The 18,530-nt window shown below is 59.1% G+C and carries 16 protein-coding genes and 2 pseudogenes; all 18 read right to left on the bottom strand.

Annotated features, from left to right (window positions below):
* Positions 1-69 precede the first annotated feature (69 nt).
* The 18 genes and pseudogenes from H5395_RS15890 to H5395_RS15825 all read right to left on the bottom strand — a co-directional run bounded on the left by H5395_RS15890 (position 70) and on the right by H5395_RS15825 (position 18,122).
* Positions 70-2,544 (bottom strand): DNA methyltransferase, encoded by a 2,475-nt coding sequence (locus H5395_RS15890; protein ID WP_255440746.1) that lies wholly within the window; start codon positions 2,542-2,544, stop codon positions 70-72.
* Positions 2,545-3,184: 640 nt separating this feature from the next.
* Complete coding sequence (locus H5395_RS15885; RefSeq protein WP_182793532.1) at positions 3,185-4,264, bottom strand: hypothetical protein; 1,080 nt, start codon at positions 4,262-4,264, stop codon at positions 3,185-3,187.
* Positions 4,261-5,829 carry an AAA family ATPase gene (locus H5395_RS15880; protein WP_182793531.1) on the bottom strand — a complete coding sequence of 523 codons (1,569 nt, stop codon included), beginning with the start codon at positions 5,827-5,829 and terminating at the stop codon, positions 4,261-4,263. The genes H5395_RS15885 and H5395_RS15880 overlap by 4 nt, the downstream gene beginning before the upstream one ends.
* Before the next feature lie 654 nt (positions 5,830-6,483).
* Positions 6,484-6,834, bottom strand: coding sequence for a hypothetical protein (locus H5395_RS15875; RefSeq protein ID WP_370576485.1), 351 nt, complete (start codon positions 6,832-6,834; stop codon positions 6,484-6,486).
* 344 nt (positions 6,835-7,178) lie between these two features.
* Positions 7,179-9,917, bottom strand: a complete 2,739-nt coding sequence (locus H5395_RS15870) for a hypothetical protein (protein ID WP_182793530.1) — start codon at positions 9,915-9,917, stop codon at positions 7,179-7,181.
* Positions 9,918-10,085: 168 nt separating this feature from the next.
* A complete protein-coding gene (locus H5395_RS15865; RefSeq protein ID WP_182793529.1) occupies positions 10,086-10,460 on the bottom strand; it encodes a hypothetical protein in 375 nt (124 codons plus the stop codon).
* Positions 10,457-10,717 carry an AlpA family transcriptional regulator gene (locus H5395_RS15860; RefSeq protein WP_182793528.1) on the bottom strand — a complete coding sequence of 87 codons (261 nt, stop codon included), beginning with the start codon at positions 10,715-10,717 and terminating at the stop codon, positions 10,457-10,459. Before H5395_RS15860 ends, H5395_RS15865 begins: the two co-directional genes overlap by 4 nt.
* Positions 10,718-10,894: 177 nt before the next feature.
* Positions 10,895-12,139, bottom strand: a complete 1,245-nt coding sequence (locus tag H5395_RS15855; RefSeq protein ID WP_255440747.1) for a site-specific integrase — start codon at positions 12,137-12,139, stop codon at positions 10,895-10,897.
* 560 nt (positions 12,140-12,699) lie between these two features.
* Entirely contained in the window at positions 12,700-13,296 is a 597-nt protein-coding gene (locus H5395_RS19105) for a hypothetical protein (protein WP_255440745.1), read from the bottom strand.
* Between the two features lie 213 nt (positions 13,297-13,509).
* On the bottom strand, positions 13,510-13,782 hold the full coding sequence (locus tag H5395_RS19100) for a hypothetical protein (protein WP_255440744.1): 273 nt from the start codon (positions 13,780-13,782) through the stop codon (positions 13,510-13,512).
* Positions 13,782-14,375: a hypothetical protein gene (locus H5395_RS15845; protein WP_182793526.1), complete on the bottom strand. Its 594-nt coding sequence runs from the start codon at positions 14,373-14,375 to the stop codon at positions 13,782-13,784. The genes H5395_RS19100 and H5395_RS15845 overlap by 1 nt, the downstream gene beginning before the upstream one ends.
* 41 nt (positions 14,376-14,416) lie before the next feature.
* On the bottom strand, positions 14,417-14,611 hold the full coding sequence (locus H5395_RS19095; protein WP_370576484.1) for an HK97 family phage prohead protease: 195 nt from the start codon (positions 14,609-14,611) through the stop codon (positions 14,417-14,419).
* Between the two features lie 148 nt (positions 14,612-14,759).
* A pseudogene (locus tag H5395_RS19090) lies at positions 14,760-15,014 on the bottom strand (hypothetical protein); the annotation flags it as partial.
* Entirely contained in the window at positions 15,014-15,382 is a 369-nt protein-coding gene (locus tag H5395_RS19580) for a hypothetical protein (RefSeq protein ID WP_370576483.1), read from the bottom strand. The pseudogene H5395_RS19090 and the gene H5395_RS19580, both read right to left, overlap by 1 nt.
* Positions 15,383-15,500: 118 nt before the next feature.
* Positions 15,501-15,719 (bottom strand): annotated as a pseudogene (locus tag H5395_RS19575) (phage major capsid protein); the annotation flags it as partial.
* Between the two features lie 123 nt (positions 15,720-15,842).
* On the bottom strand, positions 15,843-16,253 hold the full coding sequence (locus tag H5395_RS19570; RefSeq protein WP_370576482.1) for a hypothetical protein: 411 nt from the start codon (positions 16,251-16,253) through the stop codon (positions 15,843-15,845).
* Positions 16,254-16,257: 4 nt separating this feature from the next.
* Complete coding sequence (locus tag H5395_RS15830; protein WP_182793525.1) at positions 16,258-16,590, bottom strand: HNH endonuclease; 333 nt, start codon at positions 16,588-16,590, stop codon at positions 16,258-16,260.
* Positions 16,581-18,122 (bottom strand): terminase TerL endonuclease subunit, encoded by a 1,542-nt coding sequence (locus H5395_RS15825; protein ID WP_182793524.1) that lies wholly within the window; start codon positions 18,120-18,122, stop codon positions 16,581-16,583. Before H5395_RS15825 ends, H5395_RS15830 begins: the two co-directional genes overlap by 10 nt.
* Positions 18,123-18,530 lie beyond the last annotated feature (408 nt).

Below are 18,530 nucleotides of genomic sequence, written 5' to 3'. Positions count from 1 at the left end.
CCCATCATTGTAGGATTTCCAGTTCGTCGTGCGGTAGCGGGTGGGTTCAGGCCTGGTCATGGCAGGCCCTTAACCCGCTGGACCACTCCAGTGAATCCTTCCGAGGGCAGAGTTCTGCAACAACGCCATCCAGACCCAGTGCAGACGCGAAGCTATGAGTGCCATATTCCAGAGAGGAGAATTGTAGAGGGCGTAGCACTTGTTCGATATAATCGCCCCTGGCGGAAGGAGGCCGCATGGCAAACTTTCACGGTTCTCAGAACTAATCGCGGGCACCACAATAGTGCGCTCTAGTCCGGTTTGCCGTACTTCGCCAAAACGATACGGCACGCTTGCGAGTACCTGAGTTGTGGGGCGACTGGATGCCGCACGTTGCGCCCGAACTGCAGAAAACCTCTCAGCTAGCCACGTGTTGGAAGAGGCCCTCTCTTTATCAGCTTCACAAATCCAAATACAGCGCCTTTCAGTCCCGCGAATATATTCTTGCGATCCAATAAATGGGCGGATAAATTCAGCTGGCACCTTGTAACGCTCGATTGCATTCGCCGCCTCTGCCACTGACAATAGTAGGTTTCCGCCGTCGTTCGGCATATTCCCGAAGCTCATTTCATCTAGATTTGAAATCGACTTGGTCGCAGGTCTTATGATTACATTAGGCCCAGAAATGAGGTAAGGACTTATATTTGCAACCTCTCTGAGGGTCACCTCCCCATCTGGACCTTGAGAGTAAAGCCGGCGCACGGCGCTAGCGCGATTACAGATGCCCACTATTACCACTGTTACGCCAGCATTGTGCGAAGCGAGGTTTGCCCACTTGAATGACTGTTGAGCAAAGAAGATCTCATGGCCTCTCTCAAATAAGAGAGACCAGAGTGTTTCAACTTGTCGCCCTTGGCATATTGAGTTTGTAGACACCAATGCTGACGCTGTGGGAGTACTTACTCCAAAATCTGCGGCCTTCATAAACCAGCCCGCTACATAGTCGAGCGACTTCCAGTTGCTTGTACGGCCCTCAAAGATACGCCGAAGATCCTCTTTTTGCTCGGCGCTTTGCCATTGGCTTCCCAGGTACGGAGGATTGCCACAAATATAAGTTTCGCCGCCCTCGTTCTCGAAATCGATCTGAGCCTGTTCTAGCGGTGTGTTGAACAAGTCATCGGCCTGGAACTTCACGCCCGTTCCGGTCGGTGGGCAGATCGACAGCCAATCCAATCGCAGCGCATTGCCTTGAGTGATCCAGTTCTGTGCGTCGAGCGGCAGGAATTCAGCTAACGCCTCCTTCTGCCCCCGATAGAGCACATCGCACTGGAACTCAGCGATGATGAGCGCCAGCCGGGCAATTTCGGCTGCAAAGTCCCGCAGCTCGATCCCTCGGAAGTTGGTCAGCGGGATATCAGTATGGCGCTGGGGTTCTCCCCGCCGACGGTTGATCTCCGCCTCGATCTCCCGCATCTGCTTGTAGGCGATGACGAGGAAGTTGCCGGAGCCGCATGCCGGATCGAACACCCTGATCTTTGACATGCGGTTGCGCAGGTTCAGGAGCTTGCGGGGGCTCTCGCCTGCTGCTTCCAGTTCCGCACGCAGATCATCTAGGAACAGCGGGTTCAGCACCTTCAGGATGTTCGGTACGCTCGTGTAGTGCATACCAAGCGCCGATCGCTCGTCCTCGTCGGCAACGGCCTGGATCATCGAGCCGAAGATATCGGGGTTGATGCGGGTCCAGTCCAGATTGCCGATGTGCAGCAGGTAGGAGCGCGCAATCCGGGAGAACCTCGGCACATCGGTGTTGCCGGAGAAGAGCCCGCCGTTGACATAAGGGAACCGATCCGCCCAGCGCGGGGTGCCGGCAGCTGCTCGATCAGCCACCTTGGTGTTCATCGCTTGGAAGACTGCGCTGATGACCTCATGCGTGTTTGCGCCGTCCTTAGCGCTCATCTGATCGATGGTGGTCGTGAAGATCCGCTCACCAGGGAAGATGTCGGTGTCTTCAGCGAAGAAGCAGAAGATGAGCCGCGCCATGAAGTGGTTCATATCGCGGCGGCGCGCTGCGGTGCCCCAGTCAGGGTTGTCCTTCAGGAGTTCCACGTACAAGCGGTTAAGGCGACCAGTCGCCTTGATGTCGAAGGCGCTTTCGCGGATCTGCTTGACGGTGGTGATCCCGGCAAGCGGCAGGAAAAAGCCGAAGTGGTCCGGGAAGTCAACATACCGGCAGGCGACAGTTTCGCCGCTGCTCAGGTCCTCCGCCTCGAAGTCCGTGCCGTCGGTGGCGAGGATGAACTTGGCCTTGGCGCGCGTTGTGGCCGGGCTCTCACGCAGCGCGGCAAGCGTTGGTGCCACCTGACCTGCCGCACAGGTCGCGATATGGATGTTGTTTGTTTGGAGCACGCCGCCGAGATCGGATTTATTGGTAGCGCCAGTGCGTAGGCGCTTCAGCGTTGTTTCCTTGTTCCCGAAGGCGAGGAGGAAGGCGTAGGGAAACTCGCCTGGGTCAAACGGCTGCTCGGCAAGCTCGGAAATGGCTTGTTCAATCTCAACGGCGTTCATTCAATCTTCCAAAGCTTCGTTAGACTTCCCGCAGACGCCGCCCTACGTGCCTCGCGTTACGGTGACGACGGTAAGCAGCGCGCGCCCCACGCTCAAGCAGGCATGATGACACGTCCACGGCAGCAGGCCCCTATCGGCGGGGCTTTGTACGTAGCTTTCAGAGACACTAGGAGCCGGATCGATCCTACGGCACTCTCCTTACAAAGGTACAGGAAGCTCTATTAAGCACTCACGGGACGGCATCCCGTACGCCTGGTCACGAGGAGCCGAAAGGTGTGATCGTCGTGCGCGAGAGGCCTCAGTGGCCGCTGTGGGGCTCTGTGAGCGCATGTGCCACCCTCACCACTCGACTTTAGCAAGCAAGCACACCGTCTAGCCTTCCACCTTGCCTTAAACAATCAGCAGAGCGGCACCCACGATCGCAGGGCTCTTCAGCGAGGCCAACGCTCACACGAGCCCTTTGAAAGAAAGGTGTTCAAACCGGCTAACTTGCGCGTCCCTCAGGTCAGTCAGCTGACCGCACCGCCTCCGGAGCATAGAACAGACAAAAGACCTGACCGCCTGGAAGTTAGGCAGGAAGGAGGTGGACTGAAGCAGCTTTCAGCAAGTTCATACGCCTTACAGGTAGTTGCCGCTCAGCTCATGTTTGCCTTGCCGTGGGCGCAGCCATAAACCAAATGAAATCCTCGTAAAATCTCGCAAATCTCTCCGTCCAAGTATCGTCTCTAGATCTCCTATGGAACTCTGCCATAGCTCGACCAGAGTTGAGCAATTCAGATGCGAACCGAGGACCAAGACCTTGTATTTTTATAGTATCTAGCTGCTCCTGCTCACATGCAAACAATCCGCTAAACCACTCTAACACCGATGACGGAAGCTCACCATTAATCACTTTATCTGCGGTTTTAGCACCATCAAAGCCACCTTTTAAGTCAAGATAGGACCAGGCGTCGTGCCCGACACCAACGCCGCTCCGCTGCTCGATATCCTTCACCGCCCGCACGAGCGGATTGTCCGCGTGCCCAGCAATAACAGCGCACGAAAGCGGAAGAACATTTTCCGCCTCGTGGCATGGAAGGACATCGGCAATAACCAAGCAATCATCTCTACCATACAAACGATCCCGGCATGACAAGAGACCTTTTCCAGTGGCTCCTAATGCTCCACCCGGTACTACGCGGTCGCTATCGGCGATCGCCGCGACAAAATACCCGTGCACCGCGGCATGCTCGAATACTTTCCCCATCCCATTTCCGCCGGAATGGATGGGTTCGAAATTAAAGCTAGGACCCCCGACGATCCGCCGAGAGAAATCTAAAGCTACTTTATGCAATTCAGCATCTATGCCGATGTCTTCAACAACAAGGCGGGTCTTCGAGGTAACAAAGCTGTTTAAACACAGGAACTCAATGCCTACAAACAGTCGCTGACCAACCCTCCTCTGAAACCCTGAACTACCCTCCACAATAACACACTGAACTTTATCAGAGCGGATTAAATCACCCCGTGAAGCATATTGTTTTGCCAGTCTATCAATCCTCGCCCTGACGTAGTTTGGCCAAGCGAAGTTTTCCAGCAGCCAGGTCGCCTCTGGTCGTCGCAGAATGAAATAGTGATCTCCTCTAGTATCCGCGTCGACAAGGCGGATCACAGCCTCTTCAATCCGATCGTTTAGATCTGGCGACCAATTACGCAATCCGTCATCAAAATAGAGTATCATGAATAATTGAAGAACCCGTGCGGCCAGCCCTTAAGGACCCCCTCCGAGTTGAACCATGCAGAAGTTATAATAGGAGGCGAGTTGAGATCATCGTCCGCAGAGAATACGGCAATCTCCACGCAGTCAGAAGGTATGCGCCCTTGTTCGATCAGCTCACCCAGCCTGTTTATAAGCGCCTCACTATGCGTCTCAATCACTAGTCGGATATTCCGGCGCCCATCATTGTCACCGCGCTCAACAATCGCAGCGAAAACATCGGCGAGTTTAGCTTGGTGAGCCGGATGCAGGTGAAGCTCCGGCTGCTCAATTGCAACAAGTCGATGTCCTCCACGAGAGAACATCTGCCGCTGCTGCCGTATCGCGGACCCACGGGCAATCGACCACAGGACCCCTAAGACTGGAAGTATCTGGGAAACACCATAACCCGTGTCAGTGACATTTACGTTACCGGTGTCTGTTGTCACATGAATACTTATGTGCCCTTCGGTGGATGTGATGTTAACACCGAAGCCGAATATGCTATTTACGAAGTCGGAGAAGTCTTGTCGTTCCCCCTTTAGAAGCGACGCGAGATACATCGGGAAGTTCTCCCCAGACGGCGCTATCTCAGAGACGGCGAGCTCCTGATTTCTGTAGTACCTTTCACTCGCGGCTCTTGCCGGACCCATGTAGGTCGTTCCTCGAAAATACGTTTCTAAAACTTCCTCAAGAGCTTCAAGCACGCGCATAGCTCTGGCGAACCGAGCGATCCGGTACAGTTCTTTATAGTTCTCGTCCGCTGACTGGCGTGCACGGCGGTAAAAATCAGTCATTGCGGTTGTAGTCGCCGAATTCTGAAGCTGTTCCAGAGTAGCGTCGGATATAGGGCCGCCTTCAAGAATGCGCCGAGCTTCCACTCGAAGCGTCTTTTCCTTCAATCGCTTGTCGGCCTTTCCTTTCAGGTAGGTCAGTAGCTGATCGAATATCAGATCGTAGGTAGAAAGGAACGCCCTTCGCTCTTTGGATTTAGAAACATATGCAGGAACTGCGAAGAGGGAACCCGGATTTACGAACTGCTCGTAATTACTTGTGAACCGGCTCACGTCCTCAGAGTTAAGCAGAAGCCGATAATCCGACGAGCCCTTTCTCATGGCGATATCCACATCGATATCTTCATTTGGGATTGCGAGCTTAATACCTTTGAGATACGTGGCATCTCTCGAAGCAGATACTACGTATTGAACCTCTAGGTCTTCTATCCTTGTCGGCGGAAGTTGCGTACCATATCGATATATCTTGCGGGGGTCGATAAATAAGCCCTGAACCCTGAACTTAAAGGCACATTCATCCCGTCCGGTCGCCCCCTGAACCGCAGTCTTGAAATCTCCGAAATCGACATACTTCCCGTACCACAAAACTGGGGCGCTGGAAGGTGTCTCCACAGACTGCCGGATGAGGGGTAACGCCCTAAGAAACGTACTCTTGCCCGCACTATTCCGCCCTATCAAAATCGTTATAGGCTTGATGGGTAAATAAGGCATATCAGTAATGCGGCGTATGTTCTTTATTGCTAATGAGATTTCCAATACTTGGCCTTTTGCAGTATGATACCCGAAAGTTCTGGTTTGCAGGACGTCGCTCGTTAAGTGGGAAGCTTTTCCTAAGAGATGTTTGTTTTCACTATTTTTGGATGTGTCAAGGGCGGCGGGTTGATCAACGCTGCTCTCGTGCTGGAGCGGGCTACGTCGGTTGTTTAGTCACCCCTGCCCCTTACCCGTTGGGGATAGGCCATCAATGTTGACGTGGCCTGCCGATCACCGTCTTCGTGATGTGGCAAGTCCAGTGTGGGTGCAGTGGCTGATCGATCCTGTTGTCGCTCTGTGGTCCCATTATACTGGGCAGCAGACATGGTCGCACTCGGGCTGACGGGCTGTTGTATAGTTTAGCGACGCTTCTCCCCTAAGCGTTTGGTCATGCACTTCCTCCACTTGGTAGACAGCACATTGGCTCTTTCTCACGTACAGCCAAAAACGCTGCTAGAAGCTCGCATGCTGGGACGTTCGTCAAGGATGGTGACGCAGCGCGACTACTTTCTGGTAGACATTCGCCTGTTGGTAGCTCGACCCCAAGCCGCCGCGCCAGCAGCCTCCGGGCCTGATCACGCTCTGAGAGCCGCGAGGCAGCCCCGTTCCGCTGTTGATCCGCACGGCTTTCCAGCCGCTTAAGGCGTCGCCGCGTGATCATCCCAGGCTTGCCTCCAGACGCTCCAGACGCTGGGCCAGATCCGCGGTTTCACATGTCCGCCGGTAGGCATCGATCAGACCCATGACCTGCGCACCTTCGCCCGGCGTCAGATCGCCGCGCGACACGGCCTGGACAACTGCGCCCGCGGCAGCCACGGCGTCGGCAGGCGTCTCCAATGCGGGGACCGGGAAATCGACGTGGCGCCCCTTGGGCGCGGGTACCACGCGATCGAGGCAAAGCTTCAGGGCCGTGGGATCCCCGCCAAGCGCAAGTTCGATCGCCCGGCGGGTCAGTCCCTCGGCCTCGCCGTCCAGTAGAGACTGAGCAATCCGAGTTGTCCTGTTCACCGCGCCCTTCGGCCGGCCGGGTGCACCCTTGGCAAATCTGCCGTCCTTATTTCTGCCGTTCTTTAGGGACACATCTGCCTCCACGCGCCATTCCAATTGACGAAGGTATTATACCAAGTGAGCGTCAGACAGATAGTCCCTCAAGGGTCCTGTCAAGGCGCCGATAAGCCTTAGTGGGTGCTCGCTAAACTGACAAGTGACGATCGTGACGTTTCAGGGGGTGTTTTCCATCATCCGCCATATATGGCACATCACCTGACAGTTTCCGCGCCAAGGGTAGACTACCATCAGTAACGTCACCATCATCTTTCTCTCCCACATCGTAATCATTTATGCACAATATTTCAGAAGACTTTTCTTATACTGTAGCGCACACCTCCGCTACTCTTACCCCATTTTAGCAGCTTGAGCCCACCAGCCACCCGATCTACACGATTTTTTAACACATGCCCGAGAGACACTGAATTAATCTTGTCATAATTTATCGTTTTTGGCGATATCTCGCGAACAGCTTCAACCAACATCCCTTGCGGCGTCCCTCCAACAGTTAGGCCAAATTCTTCCACTTGCTTGCAGACGTCATTGCAAAGAAACGTTTCTTCGCCAAAAATTTCACTCAGAGCACAAAAAAGACGTTCAACAGCATCTTCTTCAGGGTCATTTTCCTGTGCTTGCAGGATCAGCAGCATTGGATCGCCATACTCACCGGCCATCAACTGCTTCCCGCACCACAGTACCGTTTGCCTGACCAGATCATCCCAGTCCTCGAATGACGCCACGCGATTAGGGCTGGCCGCTTCTCCATGTAGCAGCGCGGCTCGGATCAACGTGCACGCAGCCACAACCATTTCCTGCCGGTTCTCCCGCACATAGGTGAGGGGGTCCAGGTCAAAGCGCCGGGCAAAGGGATTTTGCATTCCTGCATCAATGCGGGACACGATCACTCGCCGTGTCATGTCGCCAACCAGCGACATGTTATTTCCCGTCATCAGCATAAGGCAGCGATTTGGGAAGCTCGCATACTCACTCACTCCTAGAACTCGATCGGCAACGGCAGACCCCGTCAGAAACGCTGCGAGCGCCGGGCTGTCGAACGTGCCGACCACGTTATCCCACACCACTGCGCGCCGTCCGGTACGCCCAATCGTGACCAGCCGCTTACGGATCTCATCCTCGTCCCGAACGTGCGGCCACACTTCACTTTCATCACCCGTAAGCGCCGCAATGCATTGCGCAAGCAGGGTCTTGCCGCTTCCCCGAGCCGGAGCTTCAAACCCGAATGCTGGAGCAGACCGCAAGGCTGGACGAACCGCAGCTGTCAGCAGCGCGGCGAGCATCGCGCCGCGGGCCAGTTCGTTCACAAATGGAAAGTCTCGGAAGGGCTGCATCAGGGTTACAAGCGCTTTGTGGGCTTCCGCTAGCGTCGGACTATCGTTTACTCGCCCTTGCAAGGTCTTCGGCATGTCCAAGAACAACCGTGTCCGTTCGTCATATCCCGGTCGGTCTAGAACCGTTCCATCTCTCCTGATGACGGGCGCGGTCACGACTGCCTCCAGCCGCTTCAACCCACGGGCCTCCTTCAGCGCCAAGAGTTGCTTTACCATGTTCCCTGGCGGATCGCAGGGAACATGACTGCGCGAACGACCATCATACTTCTCAAATGCAACTTTTCCTCCGATATAATAGCTGGCCAAAGCTTCGGACATCGTATGGATCTTGCCATCGTCAATAAAAACCAGGTCTGGCCCATAATCATAAGCGAGCGGATCGTTCCGCAGAATTTCCACCACTTGATTAACCGCGTCGTTCATTCTGCCCGCCGCGATCCGGACGGTTGCGCGCCGTCCCTCTAAGCGCCAACGGCTGCCCCCGTGCGCAAAGCTGAACAGCGCAGGCTGCGGCTGCATCAGAAACAGCTTCCCGGTGGCTTGTCCCCCATACGCCTCTGGGTCCAATGGGTCCCGGGTCTTCAATCCGTCCCATTGTTCCGGTTCTGCCAGCACCTCGCCAACCGTAATCCGTACTGGCTCACGCTGCCCTTCGATCTCCACCAGCAACGGAAAGTTATGAGGCAATGAACCGGCGAGCGCTCGCCTGACAGAGGCACGAGCCGCCTCCTGCGCCGCTAGGTCCGAGCCTGCCGCCGCAACAGCAGCCGCCTCGCGCTCTGCCGCAAAGGTGCTGCGCTGCATGTCGGCAGCACCCCGCATGGCCTCCCTTGCTGCCGCCTTGAGCGCTGTCACACGCTTGCGCTCAGCCTCGGTCAATTCAGCCAGCGCAATCCGCGTATCGATCACCTCGACAGCCCCTGGTACGCGCACCGGCTTACCGCGTCGTTGCTCCAGGCCGCCGCGGCACTCCGATCCACCTGCAAAGTCCAGGCGGTTCGTCTGCCAAACACTCGTGTCAATCAAGGTTCGTTCGAGCAGAGAGCCGGACTTGCTCACGGCGAAATAGCCATGTCCTGCAAGCCACAGCCTATCCGCCAAGACCTTGCCGGCACGTGGGATGTCGGCGGCATCATGCACTAGGAACCACAACCGTTGTCCCTTGACGCCGCGCAACTCCACGTTCCTGTGCCAAATACATGAACCGGCAGAGGGGAACCAAAGCGCAGCCACATCCGAGAGACCGGGCGCGGCTCCTCGGATCGCTGCAACCAGCTGGTCACGGTCAAGCGTCTGTTCGTCGTTCTGGGGATCATAGTCCAACATGAGGACACCGCCTCCGGACGGCCAGCAGTACATTTCCTTTGTGCGGGCTGTTGCTCCAGTCGCGTCGCCCAACCGATCGAATGTGGCTCTGTCGTAAACATCGCGCGCTCCGTTCCGTGGGATCCCATAGGTCAGCGCCTGTGCGGGCGTCAGCGCTAATGGGATCTCAGCCAGATCGTCAAGGTTGTTGACCAGTCGTGTTTCTTGGGTTCCGCGCGTCATGTTGCCGCCGGGCTCTTTCACCAAATCTCCGTCCGGATTGAGATAGAATGCCTTACTGATCCGCGCCGGCCGCACTGATGTCAGGATGGAAACTGACGCGGCAAAATCAGCGGGTTCCTTGATCGCAAACTGCGGCTGAGCATTCATGCCACATACCCTCATGTTGACATAGAGGCATTTATTCTATTCTGACTTCCTGCACGCGAAGGCGAGCAGAGGCATTACGGTTTTACTTCGTGTTTGAATTTGAATGCTAACCCAGGATCCCGACAGCTTAAATCCACCCCAGACGGAGCCGCTCTTGCGCGTACGGGATTAAGGGCAGCGAGATTGCTTCTTGTTGCGCGCCACTCTCATATAATCATATAACTGCAGCGCCTCTCGCCGTCGATAACGCAGGGATTTAGGTTGCTTATGATGCGGCCAGTTCCGTGGCATCAACCAATTGCGGGGAACTTTTCTTCCTTGCCAGATAAATTCTTGGCGTAGAAATTCTATTAGCTGCTCCTTCTTAGCGGGAGACACTTTATAATATTCGACAGCTTCCATGAGCGTCGCCCTTTCAGCCATCGCGCTTAACGTGTTGACAAATCTGGACTGCCAACTCGCTTGCGACAGAAAGCGCTGCTTTTGGGCGTTAAACTCATCAGGCGACAGCTTGGAGTTTACAAGCTTACTTATATCGGTCATGCTACCACCTGCGATTTCCAGCTCTGCAGCTCCGACCACAGCCAGCGAGACATTCCGTTGGAAAGCTTGTAAGGTTTGGGCAAACGTCCTTTTTTTGCCATATCCCAAACCGTCGATTTATGGCAGGACAACCATGCTGCAACTTGCCGATCCGTCATCCATTCCGGATGAACTTGAGGCTGCTTATCGTCGCGATCCCGGATGCGCGGCGGAATAGCGGTGTGGCCTGTTCGGCGAATGTGGAACTCCTGGCTCATGGGGACACCTCACTGGCTAGAATTGATCCCTATCTGTGCCGATTGCTGGCTCCGATCAATACCAACTATCCTGGGATGCATTCACTTAAATCTGTTAATAAGCGATTATTGCGCGAAAAATAAAAGCGGCAGGGTTTTTTCCTGCCGCTTCAACAAAAGATTGAAGATAGAAAGTTTTTAGCTCGTGAGATAATCAGCCCAATCTTGCATGAGATGTCGCCGCTTTTCCAGAGCCGAGCTCCGCCGGTATGCTTTTTCAACCGCTCCCAAACTGTGCGCTAGGGACTGTTCAATGACCTCGCGAGCGTGTTCAGTGTGATCACCCGCCCAATCACGAAAACTTGAGCGAGCAATGCCGTGTGCCGTAGCCACACGTCCGCCCGCCTTCGGATCGCGCCATCCTTCTCGCCCCGCGGCAATCTCGCCGGCGTCCATTTTTCTTATCAGCGTTGTAAAGGCCATGTCGGTCAGCTCCCCGCCCTTGGGCGCGGGGAACACAAGAGGGTTGCCCTTATGCTTGGTGAGCCCCTGCAGCAGATCCAAGGCAGCCCTCGACAGCGGGACGATATGCTCGCGCCTGGTCTTCATCCGAGTGGCTCCTACTGTCCACAGCGCGCGCTCCAAGTCTATCTCCTCCCACGTTGCTCCCCGAACCTCCCCCGATCGAGCGGCAGTTAGCAGGGCAAATCGCAGGGCGTCCGCACCGCCGCCCCTGCGAGTTGCCAGGGCTCGCCAAAAGGCCGGGAGCCGCTGCACCGGCAAAGCAGGGTGATGCTCCACCCGCTGCACCTTGGATCGCTTTGCAAGCAGTAGTTCCAGCCCGCCCTTCCAACGCGCCGGGTTCGGAGCATCCTCGGGTCGGTGCCCGGCAACTGCGGCCGCGTCCAGAATACGCTCGATCCTCCCGCGCAACCGAGAGGCCGTTTCCGTCCTAATTGCCCATATCGGCTCAAGTACAGCCAGCACGTCCCGCAAGGTAATCGCGGCAACATCCATAGTGCCCAGCGTTGGAAATGCATATTTTTCGAGCGTGTTCCGCCATTGTTGCCGGTGTTTCGGGTTATCGAACTCCACCAACTTGCGGGATAGGTAATCCTCGGCGGCGGCGCGAAACGTCTGCCCCTTCGCAAGCTTCGCCTTCGCGTCTTGCCGTTCCTTTGCCGGATCCGTGCCCAGCCGAACCTGCGCCAACATGTCACGCGCTGCCTCGCGCGCTCCTGAGAGGGGTACGGTCGGATAGCTGCCCAACCCCACGTCACGGCGTTTGCCACCTATTGTGGTGCGCATGATCCACGACCGCCCCCCGGTTGGCGTCATGTTCAGATAAAGGCCCGTGACCCCGCCAACCGCGACCATCTTGGGTCTGTCCGGGGCGGGCAAGCGTTTCACGTCTAGGGCTGTCAGTTCCCTCGTTTGTGCCATCATCCTTCCCCACAATCGGCATCCTTCCCCACAGAAATAGATGCGATTGATTAAGACACAAGTCGACTGATCAGGACTGTGGTTTTTATAACTTACTGAAATATCCTCCATATAGCAGTCGCAATACGTCGGCATCAGTCGGTTAAGGCGGCCACCCTCTCCGCCATTCTTTCTTTTAGTTTTTTGATTTTTCTGCTAAAAATAAAACGCTGTTGCAAGCACCCATCAACAAACCTGCATAGTGCAAAATGATGGGGCCGAGGGTCCGACTCCCCCGGTCCTCGACGCCGCGCCAGGGGAGAACACCCAGCCGCGTCCTGTCGGCGTTTGCCCACTGTCCGACTAACGGGGACGCTTTGGGCTGATACCCAGGGCCCGAGGCGCGTCCAGCCTCAACCAAGATCATTCGCCAAGCGCATCAGCAGCACGTCAGCCGGGCGGGCGTCTGCACATAGCGTCACCCCGCTGTGCGCGTCACTTGCCGCGATGCTCGCGCGTTGACTTGTATGGACAGCGCGAACGCGAAGACGCGCTGGAGCGCGAGAAAAACGCGGTTAGCGTCAAGCGGCCCCATCGTTTGGCCCCCAATTCACTTGCGTGAGCGCTGCGCCCAACTCCTGCGGCGAAAGGCCCGCTTTCTTGCCCCGCGCCATTGCGTCCACGATGGCCCCGAGCGCCCGCGCCCTGCCGCCCACGTCAAAGGCCTGCACGGGGCGGAGCGTGTCAATCATCACCGGCACGCCGAGCTTCTCGGTCACTTCCTCGCCGAGCAGCTCGGCGAGGGGCTGCAACGTCCACTGGCACAGATGGCGCTGCGCTTCGCGCACCAGCGTCCCTTGCGCCGCGTCCACAAAGAGCGCCGGCAGGACGCCGAAGGCCGTCAGCGCGCCCGCGCGGGCCGCTTGCAGCGATTCCAGCGGCATCATGCCCTGAATGTTGGGCATCATGCTGGCGGGATTCCAGTTCTGCGCGGGGGCTGGCCCGCCCGCTGCCGTCACGTTCACGGATTCGCGGAGCAGGACGCGCCCTCGCCGCCCTGTGAAGCTGCGGGACAGCGCGGCCATGTCATTCTCGCCGCTTTCGGGGAAGGGCACGATTTGCGAGCCGATGGGCGCGTCCCGATAGACTTCCGCCAGCGCACCTTCGACCGCCTGCAACACCCCTGCCGACAGGCTCGCCCTGTGGAGCGAGGGCGATCCCGCCCAGGGCGTTACGGGGCTGCTTCCGACCGCGACGTGCAAGACCTCGCCTGCCAGCACCGTCTCCGAGCGCCCGCCGCCCGCCTCGCTGATGGTGACGCGATAGGCGCGGGGCGCCGTCGCGGGTGGACAAGTCCCAATCGCTGACCGGCAACAGCCGATCCTCGTGGATCAGGAACATGGCTTCGCCCCGCAACGCGACGGCGCGGGCGAACATGGCCAGTGTCTTGCGCGTGAGCAGTCGGGTGCCCTCCACGTCGGCAAGCGCGAAGGCCCCTTCCACAGGCTGACGCAGCTTTGAACGGTCGAGGTCAGTTCCGCGACCCGCGACGTGCCCGCCAGCCATTCGGCCCGTGCGGCGATCAGATCGGCCGTGTAGCCCATCGCCGCAGCCCGCTTCTCGATCACGGGTTCGCGGCGTTTGAACAGATCAAGGATGCCCATCAGTTCGCCCTCCGATGCGGGCGGAGCAGATCGGCCGCGCCCGAGTTTTGCAGCGCCTTGGCGATGCAATCGGCCGGGCGCGTATAGCTTTCCTGCGTCTTGTGGCCGGGGGCCGTTTCGCCGTCCTTCATCTCGGGCGTGACGATCCAGCGCATGGACGTGGCCCAGAAGTCGGAGTCTTGCGCGTCGATTTGCTGCATCAGGTAGTTCGTCAGCCGCGCCGCAGCCTTGATGACCGCAGGCGGAGCCGGATTGTCAGCCCCGACGATGGCCGTGATCCTGTGAGCATCGCCGCGCAGCACGATCCCGCCCCAAGGCGAGAGGTCCACAACACGCGAAGCCCAATCGCTCGACCAATGCTCGACCTTGGTAATCGTCGCGGGCCAGAGCGGCGGCGTCCAAATCCCGTCGCCCTGCACCAGCCATGTCACTTCGCGGGGCGTCCGGCGATGGGCGCAATAGCTTTTGATCCGCTGCCAGACCCACGATTGATCCCCGATGGCGACCGGCTGGCCGTTGGAATCATGGACTTGGATCAGCGCGGTTTCGGGAATGACGGGCCAGCTTTCGGGAAGGGCCTCAATCGTCCGCATTGTTTCAGCCACTTACGCCCTTCAACAGTTCAGGCTGCGGTTCAGACCCACACGGGGCGGCTCGGGCAATAGCAGCCGCCATCCGTAGGCGTCCAGTTCCGCGCCTCACTCTGGGTTTCGGGATAAGCCGGGCGCGTGACCACGCTCATTTCGTAAAGCAGCGCCGCAAAGATCGTCCGAATGATCGCCGTGCCGAGCGAGGGGTCTTCTTCCTCGACCTTTTCCGCATCCGGCACCGCGCGTTCGGGTAGAATTCGAAAGCCCGGCGAAAGCCCGGCGAAAGCCCGCGAACAGCACGGCAAGGAAAACCTTGACCCACGACACTTCCTGCATTTCTGGGGTAATGTCGGCTTCCATCGTCAGCGCGTCGTCGGCGTCTTTCAGCCGCAGCGTGCCCGCCGATTTGCTGGCGAGCGGCTGGCCGTAATCATGGCCGACCAGCAAATGAATATCCTCCTTCGGATCTTTCACCCGATACTCGAACGCCCGCGAAGCGATGACCTCCTTGCGGGGACGCCCGGTGCGGCCACCGTCCGTCAGGACGGCAGCCTTGTTGTAGGGAAAGCGGCCATGAAGCGCGAAGGCGCCGGATGCCCGCTTGCGGACTTCAAGCCCGCCCTCGTGACCGCCCCAGAGCATCACGCACCCATCAGCCCGGTCAGGATCGCCAGTTGCGACCCCCGCGCCACGGTCACGTCGGCGGTCAGCAGCGCGGTCAGCCGCAGGGTGCCCGATTGCGCGTCCGAGTAGGGATCGCTGATCAGGTCCATGCCGCCCCAGATGCCGACATAGAACGGCGCGATGCCGCCCGTGTTGGTCGTCAGGACTGCGGCACCCTCGGGCAGCGTCGGGGCCAGCGCGATTTGGCTGGCCGGGATGTGCTTCACCAGCCGGTCCCATTGCGACACGGCGGTGCCCGCAATCAGCGCGTCGTTCAGCTCCGCCCAGATTTCCGGGTTGAAGCCCATGCGGATGTCGCCCGGCGACTTGACGAAGTTCCCGTCCATGAGCGCGACACGACGCCGCCCGGAACGCGGCCCAGCTCGCGCCCGCGCCCATAGGAGTGACGGGGATGCCGTAGCTGCCCGACCCCGGCAGGATGCCGAGGGGCTGGCCGTTCGCGCCGCTGCCCATCAGGATTGCCCGGTCAAGTTCGGTCTGCACCGCTGCGTTCATGTCGCGCCGGATCGCCTGTTCCAGCCCGTCGCCCGCCTGCTTCAGCGCCTTGCGGGTGATCCGCATGTGGACGCCGAGCGTATGGTCGGGTTCCAGCATCCGCTCCGCGAAGTCGAAGGGCTGCGGCCCCGGCACGTTCGCGCCTTCGGTCGGTGCCCAGCCCGCAATCGCGCCCGCCGTGGCGACCGGGATGGCGACCGCGCCTTGCGTGATGTTGATGACCTCGCCGCCCAGACGGGACGCGACCGACGCCGGGAAGATACGGTCGATCAGCGGGCGGATGGTGACGGGCTACGGCACGTCGCCGCTCGTCGTGGTGCCCGCGACCAACTCCCGCTGTTCCAGCGCGGCCAGCGGCACGGGGATGCCCCGGTAGCCGCCGTGCGAGCGCATCTCCTGCACGATCTCGGCCGTCTGCCCGGAAAGGCTGCGGCCTTCTTCCAGGGCCGCGACGACCTGCCGAAGCTCGAAGCCCGCGACCATATCAGCCCATTCGCGCCCCGAGCGCGTTTCCAGTTCGTCGCCCGCATTGCGGCGCTCGGTGTCTTCGGCGATCAGCGCCGCACGGTAGCGCGTTTCATTCGACCGATATTCGGCATCGAGCGCCTCCATCGAACGGGTTTCTTCATCGGAGGGGTTTTCCTTTCCGACGATCCCGGCCAGTTGTTGGCGGATTTCCGATTGCCGCCGCGCGATCTTCACACTGTCAAGCATTCCTGTCTCCTGTGTTATGCTTCGCCGGCATCATATCCCGCACGGCAGATTTCCACGCCCCACGGGCGGGATTGGGTGTGCCCATGCCGACCTCAATCCGCGTCATGCGCGAATGGCAGGCCGAGCAGAGCGTTTGCAGATTGGTCAGATCAAAAGCCCTTTCGGGCGCATTCCTAACCGGGCGGATATGATCGACCTCCAGCCGATCCACGGACCCGCAAGAAACGCATTTCCATTCGTCGCGGCGTTTCGCCAGCAGCCGAACGGCTTTCCAGCGTTCGGTTCGCAGAATGGCGCGCGAATAGCGGGGATGCGTCACGCCCATGTCGCGGCGCTCGCATTGCGAGAAGGACGCCCCATGCACCGCGCGCCCTCGGCGACGGCAAGCACGGTCGCGGCAACGGCGTCGATGCGCCCCGTGGACCGGGCTTTCGCCAGCTTCAGGTTGTTCGCAGGATCACGCAGCACCACGGCATCAGCGAAAGCCGAGCGCAGCAGCAGCGACGGGCGCGACTTGACCTTTCCATCGTAGGCCGCGCGGCGGAAGCGTTCGCAATCCTCGCCGCCGTCGCGGAAGCCCTGACCACGCCAGACGACCGGGAAGCGGACCCCGGCGCGGTCCAGCGCCTCGGCGAGTTCCGATTGCTTGTAACGGTCGGCGGTCAGGGCGGAGACGTTCTCGCCCTCGACCTGACCCATGATCTCCTTGAGCCACAGGGCGACGGGCACGGTCTTGTCGCCCATCGTGTTCAACTCGCCCCGGTTCTCCATCTCGATGTATCGGCCCGACACGCCGTTGGCAGCGCCGCGATCCGCAAGGCCGGGATTGCAGGGAAAAGTGACGAGGGCTTCCAGCCGCCCGGTGGCAGGCCAGTAATAGGCCGCAGCCGACATGGACGCGGAGCCGCCAAGGTCGATCCCGACGATGCACTCCCCCGAACGCGGCGGCAGGTCCGCCGCTTCGCAGTTCAGCCATTCGTCGGCGGTCAGCAGCACGTCCCGCGCCTCGCCGCTGACCCGCTCATTGCGGTTGTAGAGGCGGAAGCTCGTGAGCGTGGACCCGCCCCGCGCGTTCGCCCGCCGCGCCTGCCCTTGCAGCCATTCAAGGCTCGACCCGATGCCGTGGTCCGCGCCGGGGTTGGCGACCTCCAGCGATGGCAGATCGTCCACATGGAGGCTTGGCGGGGGCCGGTGTTCCTGGATGTAAACGCCGGGCTGCGGGTTATCGAGCCATTGGCTGAAGGTGTGGGTGTCGGTGCTGGCTGAGGTCGAGATGAGCAGGCCCTTGCCGCCCCGCTTGCCCAGACCGGACAGCAGCGCGTGTTCCAGATCATCGCCCTTGTCGAGCGGCCAATGCCCGCGCTCGTCCATCAGAACCAGCGTCGGGACCGAGCCAAGCGCCGTCTTGCCGTCCGCGCTGATGGCGCGAAGGATGTGCGGCCCGCCTTCGCCCTTGTATTCGATCTCAAGGCGCGGGGCGCAGCGGAACTGGAGCTGGGCCCGTTCTTCCTCGGGCAGCGATTGCGCGAACCCTGCGACGAAGTTCCACGCAATAGCGGCCTGATCCCGGCTGCGGGCGGCGAGCAGGATGTCCCGGCGGGGCTGCTTGTCCCACACCCCCATCAGCGAGCCGCGGGCGATCCCCGCCGATAGCGCGGTCTTGGCGTTGCCGCGTCCGATGGACAGGCAGGCCACGTTGATCTCCGCCGCCAATACGCCGTTCACAAACTGCTCCTGAAACGGAACCAGCGTCAGCGGTTGACCGGCCTTCGGGCCTTCAGGGATTTGCAGCGTCTTTAAGAACCGCGTGGCAAGCTGCGCGTCGGTTCCGGTCAGCCAAGGAGGGGTGAAGCTCATGCCAGCAGCCCCCCCCAGCCGCGACGGGCGAGAGGCGAGATAACTCCCCCCGCGTGTGCCGTCCCCCCAAAGAACTAGGCGTTGGCCCCATTTCCCATTCTCATGTTGATCTCGTATTCCGCCAATCCCATTAGCCGGAACTTACGAAAAACATGAATAGAAACGCGCGTTAATTCACCCCTAATTCGATGAATTCCAAAAGGGCAACGGGGTCAATGCTGCAGTGGATTCAAATCCTTTCAATCTAAAAGATATGAATTAATGAAGTATATGAAGTAACCGGGCATGTCAGCAAAATCTGTTGGTGAGGCTTCGCGGCTGGCATGATCCGCTAACATTGCTCGTCCCTGTCATCGGAGGAGCGCAGCCGTGCCGAACCATCCTAAGCGTCGAAGCAAGCTGGATCGG

This window comes from Paracoccus sp. MC1854, from assembly GCF_014164635.1.
GTDB lineage: Bacteria > Pseudomonadota > Alphaproteobacteria > Rhodobacterales > Rhodobacteraceae > Paracoccus.
The sequence above is the reverse complement of the archived record's forward strand: the minus strand, read 5'-3'. Positions and strand labels throughout refer to the sequence as shown.

Coding starts and splice junctions, on each gene's coding strand:
- H5395_RS15845 (WP_182793526.1), bottom strand. CDS start 14,375: ATGCGGACGATTGAGGCCCTTCCCGAAAGCTGGCCCGTCATTCCCGAA.
- H5395_RS15870 (WP_182793530.1), bottom strand. CDS start 9,917: ATGAATGCTCAGCCGCAGTTTGCGATCAAGGAACCCGCTGATTTTGCC.
- H5395_RS19580 (WP_370576483.1), bottom strand. CDS start 15,382: ATGGACGGGAACTTCGTCAAGTCGCCGGGCGACATCCGCATGGGCTTC.
- H5395_RS15830 (WP_182793525.1), bottom strand. CDS start 16,590: ATGGGCGTGACGCATCCCCGCTATTCGCGCGCCATTCTGCGAACCGAA.
- H5395_RS15865 (WP_182793529.1), bottom strand. CDS start 10,460: ATGACCGATATAAGTAAGCTTGTAAACTCCAAGCTGTCGCCTGATGAG.
- H5395_RS15885 (WP_182793532.1), bottom strand. CDS start 4,264: ATGATACTCTATTTTGATGACGGATTGCGTAATTGGTCGCCAGATCTA.
- H5395_RS15855 (WP_255440747.1), bottom strand. CDS start 12,139: ATGGCACAAACGAGGGAACTGACAGCCCTAGACGTGAAACGCTTGCCC.
- H5395_RS15860 (WP_182793528.1), bottom strand. CDS start 10,717: ATGAGCCAGGAGTTCCACATTCGCCGAACAGGCCACACCGCTATTCCG.
- H5395_RS19100 (WP_255440744.1), bottom strand. CDS start 13,782: ATGGGCATCCTTGATCTGTTCAAACGCCGCGAACCCGTGATCGAGAAG.
- H5395_RS15890 (WP_255440746.1), bottom strand. CDS start 2,544: ATGAACGCCGTTGAGATTGAACAAGCCATTTCCGAGCTTGCCGAGCAG.
- H5395_RS15825 (WP_182793524.1), bottom strand. CDS start 18,122: ATGAGCTTCACCCCTCCTTGGCTGACCGGAACCGACGCGCAGCTTGCC.